We start from the raw sequence: 6,001 nt of genomic DNA, 5'->3' as shown, positions 1-6,001 counted from the left end.
GAAGGCCATCAGGACCAGGATGGAGGTCACGAGGGCGTTCCAGGTGAAGATCGGCATCCGCCACATGGTCATGCCCGGGGCGCGCATGCAGATGATGGTGGTGATGAAGTTGACGGCGCCGAGGATGGTGCCGAAGCCGGAGAGCGCCAGGCCGAAGACCCAGAGGTCACCGCCCAGTCCGGGGGTGAATGTGGTGTTGGACAGCGGCGCGTACGCGAACCAGCCGAACGACGCGGCACCCTGCGGGGTGATGAAGCCGGAGACGGCGATCGTGGAGCCGAAGAGGAAGAACCAGAAGGCCAGTGCGTTCAGTCGCGGGAAGGCGACGTCGGGGGCACCGATCTGCAGCGGCATGATGACGTTGGTGAAGCCGGCGAACAGCGGCGTCGCGAACATCAGCAGCATGACGGTGCCGTGCATGGTGAAGAGCTGGTTGTACTGCTCTTTGGTCTGCAGGATCTGCATGCCGGGCTCGAAGAGCTCGGCACGGATCAGCAGCGCCATGATGCCGCCGAAGCAGAAGAAGATGAACGACGCGATCAGGTACATGTACCCGATCGTTTTGTGGTCGGTCGAGGTGATCCAGTTGACGACGATGCGTCCCTTGGACTTCGGTACTACGGGAGCCTCGAGGATCCCGGCGGATTGAGTGTAAGTTGCCACGTCGCTCCCCTTACTTGGTTTCGGCCGGGGCCGGGTTGCGGTCGTACTCTTCACCGAGCAGGCCGGTGTTCCCGTCCTGGCGCAGCTGGTTCATGTGCGCCTGGAACTCCGACTCGGAGACAACCTTCACGCGGAACAGCATTTCGGAGTGGTACTCGCCACAGAGTTCGGCGCACTTACCGTCGTAGGTGCCCTCCCTGGTGGGCGTCAACCGGATGTAGTTGGTCTTGCCGGGAATCATGTCGCGCTTCTGCAGGAACGCGGGGACCCAGAAGGAGTGGATGACGTCGCGCGCGTTGAGCTCGAGGTCAACCGACTTGTTGACCGGCAGGTACAGGGTGGGCAGCTTGTTCTTGTCCACGTCGTTACCGGTCAGGTGCGCCTGGACGCCGGCTTCGTGCACGTCCTCAGTGACGACATTGCCCTTCAAGTAGTTGAAGTCCCATGCCCACTGCTTGCCGCGGACGTCGACGACGACGTCGGCCGGCGTTGAGCGGTCATCGATGGACTGCTGGTCGCGGTCGGTGAAGTAGAAGAACACCAGGACCATGAACAGCGGGATCGTCAGGTAGAACACTTCAAGCGGAAGGTTGAAGCTGTTCTGGCGCGGGAAGCCCACGGTGCCCTTGCGGCGCCGGTAAGCGACGATGCACCAGATCATCAGGCCCCAGGTGATGATGCCGACGACCAGCGCGGCAATCCATGAGTTGACCCAGAGGTCCATGATGAGGTCAGTGTGATTGGTGGTGCCACGCTCGGTGGGCAACCAGCCCTTCTGTACCTCTGGTGAACATCCAGTCAAAGCCAACGCGCCGGCTAGTGCCAAGCCAGTGATCGTAGTGATCTGTTTGCGTCGGCTGCCGGTTCGGTTCTGCGAACTCACAGACGGCCCTTCCTACTTGTTGCTGTTGCCCCGCAAATGACGGGCAGGGCAAACGAAAAGTTTTACTACTCGGTGTAGAGCTTACCGCTCCCCGGGAGTTTTCGCCCACATGTCCGCACCGTGCGTCGGGAGCTTTTTGCAGGCGCCGCTCGTTGAGGATCCTGCGGCACTAAGGCCGGGCAAAATGCCCGGCCTTAGTGGAAGGAATTAGTGGAACGAATCTCCGCAGGCGCAGGACCCGCCGGCATTCGGGTTATCGATTGTGAAGCCCTGCTTGGCGATGGTGTCCTCGAAATCGATGCTGGCACCGCTGAGGTAAGGGACGCTCATCTTGTCGACGACGACTTCCACCCCGTCGTAGTCGCGCACTGCATCCCCGTCGAGCAGCCGCTCGTCGAAGTAGAGCTGGTAAATCAGGCCGGAGCAACCGCCGGGCTGCACGGCAACGCGGAGGCGCAGATCGGTGCGGCCTTCCTGCTCCAGCAGGCTGCGGACCTTTCCAGCCGCGACGTCGGTCAGCATGACCTCGTGCGTGGCCAGCTCGCCGGCCTCGGCGGCAGAGTTGCCGGCGCTGTTTTCATTGGTTGTAGTGCTCATGGCCTACCTTCTTGCAACGGTGGTGGCGGCCCCGTTCGCACGGTGCCCGCCCCTACTTAAACGGTATGGGCTATAGCTACATGCTACTTCGCGCAGCCCTGTAGCTCTAACTCCTGACGTAACCGTGGGAGACGGCTGGATGTTCCCCCGGGACCCGCCGGGTGCGCGGGCTAGAGCGCGCCTTCGTTGTTCAGGCGCGCGAGGAGCAGGGCCTCGGCGACGATCGCGTTCCGGAAGTCGCCCAGGTGCAGCGATTCGTTGGCGCTGTGGGCCCGGGAATCGGGATCCTCGACGCCGGTGACCAGGATCTGCACGTCCGGGTAGAGCTCGGTGAGATCCGCGATGAAGGGAATCGATCCGCCGATCCCCATTTCGACGGCGGGCACGCCCCAGGCCTCGCCGAGGGCCCACATGGCCACGGACGCTGCCTTCGAGCTCGTGTCCGTCAGGAAGGAGTTGCCGCTCTCCCCCGGGGTGAATACCACCTCAGCGCCGAACGGGGCGTGGGTTTCGACGTGCTGGCGGACAGCCTCCATCGCGGCTGCCGGGTCCTGCCCGGGGGCCAGGCGCAGGCTGAACTTGGCCCGGGCGCGCGGCAGCAGGGTGTTGGAGGCCACGTCCACGGCCGGGGCGTCAAAGCCGATGATGGAGAGGGCGGGCTTGGTCCACATGCGGGAGGCAATGCTGCCGGTCCCGGCGAGCTTCACGCCGTCGAGCACGGAGGCGTCGGCGCGGTACTCCTCCTCGGTAAGGTCGACAACGACGTCATCGCGGCTCACCAGGCCCTTGACCGCGACGCTGCCCTCGTCGTCGTGGAGGGTCGCGATCAGGCGGGCCAGCAGGGTGGGGGCGTCGAGCACGGGGCCGCCGAACATGCCCGAATGCACGGCGTGGTCCAGGACCTTGACCTCGATGGTGCCGTCCACCAGGCCGCGCAGGCTGGTGGTGAGGGCAGGAATGCCGACCTTCCAGTTGCTGGAGTCGGCCACGATAATCACGTCAGCGCGGAGCAGTTCGCGGTGGGTTTCCAGGAACTGCCGGAACGTTGGCGAGCCGGCTTCCTCTTCGCCCTCGAAGAAGAACGTCACGCCCAGGCCCAGCTCGTCACCGAGCACCCGCGTCACCGCCGAGTAGGCGGCGATGTGCGCCAGGATGCCGGCCTTGTCATCGGCGGCACCGCGGCCGAAGAGCCTGCCGTCGCGCTCGACGGCGGTAAAGGGGTCGGTTTCCCACAGTGCCAGGTCGCCGGTGGGCTGGACGTCGTGGTGGGCGTACAGCAGCACTGTTGGCTTGCCCTCCGCGGCCGGGCGGCGGGCGACGACGGCGGGCCCGCCGGGCGTCCCGTCTTCCTTGTCGCAGCGGAGGACCCGGACGTCGTCGAAGCCGCTGGCCTGCACGAGGCTGGCGACGGCGTCGGCGCTGCGGTTCAACGGGGCAGGATCAAAGCTGGGCCAGGCGATGCCCGGAATGGCAACCAGATCCTTCAGCTGGCCGATCGTCTCGTCGAACGATTCGGCCACGGCCTGGCGCAGGGCCTCGGCATCGATGGTGCCCTCGTGGTCCATGGTGGTCTGCGGGTTCCCCGCGGTAGATGAAGTCATGGCCAAAACACTACCCGTGCTCTGAATCACTACAAACAGCGTCACGCCCGGGCCGGCGGCGTGTGGGCTGGGTCTCGGGCCTGTGTCTGCGGGGTATTCTTTAGGGGTGTTTGGACGTAAAAAGGAAGCGCCATCGGCGCAGGACATAGTTGACCAGCAGGCAACCGAGGCAGCAGCCCGTAGCGCCGTGACCGGCAAGGGCGCACCCACGCCCAAGCGCAGCGCCCAGGAGGCGGCCCGCAAGCGGCCCCTCGTGCCGGAGGACCGCAAGGCTTCCAAGGCGGCCGAGCGCGCCGCCGTCACGGAGCAGCGGCTCAAGATGCGGCAGGCCATGGACACCGGCGACGAGAAGTTCCTGCCGCTGCGGGACAAGGGTCCGCAGAAGCGGTTCGCCCGTGATTTCGTCGATGCCCGCTTCAGCCTTGGCGAGTTCCTCATGTTCGGCGCCCTGCTGTTTGTCATCATCTCCTTGCTCGTGCCGGCCTCCAGCGCACAGATGGTCTACGTCCTGGGCGCCTTCTGGGTCATGTTCCTCGCGGTCTTCGTGGATGTCTTCTTCCTCTCCCGCAAGCTCAAGAAGCGGCTCGGCGAAAAGTTCGGCGACGTCGAGCGCGGCACCGTCTGGTACGGCTCCATGCGCTCCCTGCAGTTCCGCCGCCTGCGCCTGCCCAAGCCCCAGGTCCGGCGCGGCGAGTTCCCCGCCTGAGATTCCCGTCCACGATTCTTCAACCAAGAAGCCCCCGGCAGTTACGGCGGGTTCTAGCGGTCGTTGCAACACCCAGACTTTTGGGAGTTGCAACGACCGTGGTTCGTTTAAGCCGGGATTCATCCCGGCCCGTGCGATATGGGCTAGATCAGAAGAAGGCGTTTTTCGAGGTCTTTGACCGCGTGGGGAGCACGACGGCGGCCGCCAGGGAGCTGGGTTTCAATGCCGCGACATGTGCCGGCTGGGTCCGCAAGGCCGGGCTGAAGAGCCGCGGGAAAACGGGGATCGGGCCGCACCCGGGACGGGAGGAATTCTTCCGGCTGCGCGGGGCCGGTGTCGGTCGCGGGGAGGCCGCCAAGACAGTGGGCGTGCATATCCGCACGGCGCGTGACTGGGACCGCGGAATCCGAAGGTCGAACAACCGCCGCTTTTACCCGGATGGGCGGGTGATCGATTACAAACAGGGAGTGACCACATTCCACTCGCCGGACCCGGGATCCCGGCCCTCGGCCGCGGAGAAGCCCATCGGCCCCCGCTTCCTGTCGCTGCAGGAACGGGAGCTGATCCGGGACCTGTCCGCGGCCGGTACTTCCATGAGAGCGATCGCGCAGGCGATGGGAAGGGCGCCCTCGACCATCAGCCGGGAACTGGGCCGCAACAGCGATCCCCGCTTCGGTTACCTGCCCCACGGCGCACAACGGCAAGCCGCTGCCCGCCGGGCACGTCCCAAAGCGGCCAAGCTGGTCGCCGACCCGGCCCTTCGGCAGTACGTGCAGGACAAATTGGGCCTGGAGTGGTCTCCGGAGCAGATATCGCACAGGCTGGTCACGGACTTCCCCGATGACCAGGAGATGCGCGTGAGCCACGAGACGATCTACCAGAGCCTCTACCTACAGGCCCGTGGCGGACTCAAACGCGAAATCCAGGCAGCCCTCCGCTCCGGCCGTGCCCGCCGCCGGCCCCGCCAGGAACCGGGCCAACGCCAGCCCCGGTTCACAGACCCCATGGTCATGATCTCCGAACGGCCTCCCGAAATCGAGGACCGGGCCGTGCCCGGGCATTGGGAAGGCGACCTGATCACCGGGGCGCTGAACCAGTCCGCGATCGCCACCCTGGTCGAGCGCACCACCCGGTATGTGATGCTCGTGCACCTGACCGCAGACCACGGTGCCGAGGCCGTCCGGGACGGGCTGGTCGCCGCGATGAAGGACCTTCCCGCGCACCTGCGAGGATCCCTGACCTGGGACCAGGGAGCAGAAATGGCGGCCCACAAGTCGTTCAGCCTCGCCACGGACATGGACGTCTACTTCTGCGACCCGGCCAGCCCCTGGCAGCGCGGGTCGAACGAAAACACGAACGGGCTGCTGCGCCAGTACTTTCCCAAAGGCACCGACCTGTCCGTCTACGGTCCCGAAGACCTCGAGCTGGTCGCCCAGAAACTCAACGGCCGCCCACGCAAAACGCTCGGCTGGGAAACCCCAGCCGAGCGTCTGCGTGATTTACTACTACCCACCTAACCAACAGGTGTTGCAACGACCCCTAGAAACCGCC

Annotated in this window: 6 protein-coding genes; 2 read left to right on the top strand and 4 right to left on the bottom strand. The window is 65.4% G+C overall.

The window, feature by feature from the left end:
* From B5X90_RS20725 to B5X90_RS20710, 4 genes are all read right to left on the bottom strand, one after another.
* Positions 1–663, bottom strand: a 663-nt coding sequence (locus B5X90_RS20725) for a cytochrome c oxidase subunit I (RefSeq protein ID WP_179129260.1), incomplete at its 3' end; no start/stop codon positions are given.
* Between the two features lie 10 nt (positions 664–673).
* Entirely contained in the window at positions 674–1,546 is an 873-nt protein-coding gene (gene coxB / locus B5X90_RS20720) for an aa3-type cytochrome oxidase subunit II (RefSeq protein WP_028276725.1), read from the bottom strand.
* Between the two features lie 207 nt (positions 1,547–1,753).
* Entirely contained in the window at positions 1,754–2,143 is a 390-nt protein-coding gene (locus B5X90_RS20715; protein WP_028276724.1) for a HesB/IscA family protein, read from the bottom strand.
* Between the two features lie 170 nt (positions 2,144–2,313).
* Positions 2,314–3,744, bottom strand: a complete 1,431-nt coding sequence (locus B5X90_RS20710; RefSeq protein WP_079555765.1) for a dipeptidase — start codon at positions 3,742–3,744, stop codon at positions 2,314–2,316.
* A 106-nt stretch (positions 3,745–3,850) separates the two neighbouring features.
* On the opposite strand from B5X90_RS20710, the gene B5X90_RS20705 reads away from it, so the two are divergent.
* Both B5X90_RS20705 and B5X90_RS20700 read left to right on the top strand, forming a co-directional pair.
* Positions 3,851–4,450 carry a DUF3043 domain-containing protein gene (locus tag B5X90_RS20705; RefSeq protein WP_079555764.1) on the top strand — a complete coding sequence of 200 codons (600 nt, stop codon included), beginning with the start codon at positions 3,851–3,853 and terminating at the stop codon, positions 4,448–4,450.
* 467 nt (positions 4,451–4,917) lie between these two features.
* Positions 4,918–5,967 (top strand): IS30 family transposase, encoded by a 1,050-nt coding sequence (locus B5X90_RS20700; RefSeq protein ID WP_143264752.1) that lies wholly within the window; start codon positions 4,918–4,920, stop codon positions 5,965–5,967.
* Positions 5,968–6,001: the final 34 nt, after the last annotated feature.

Source organism: Arthrobacter sp. 49Tsu3.1M3, assembly GCF_900168135.1.
Lineage (GTDB): Bacteria > Actinomycetota > Actinomycetes > Actinomycetales > Micrococcaceae > Arthrobacter.
The sequence above is the reverse complement of the archived record's forward strand: the minus strand, read 5'-3'. Positions and strand labels throughout refer to the sequence as shown.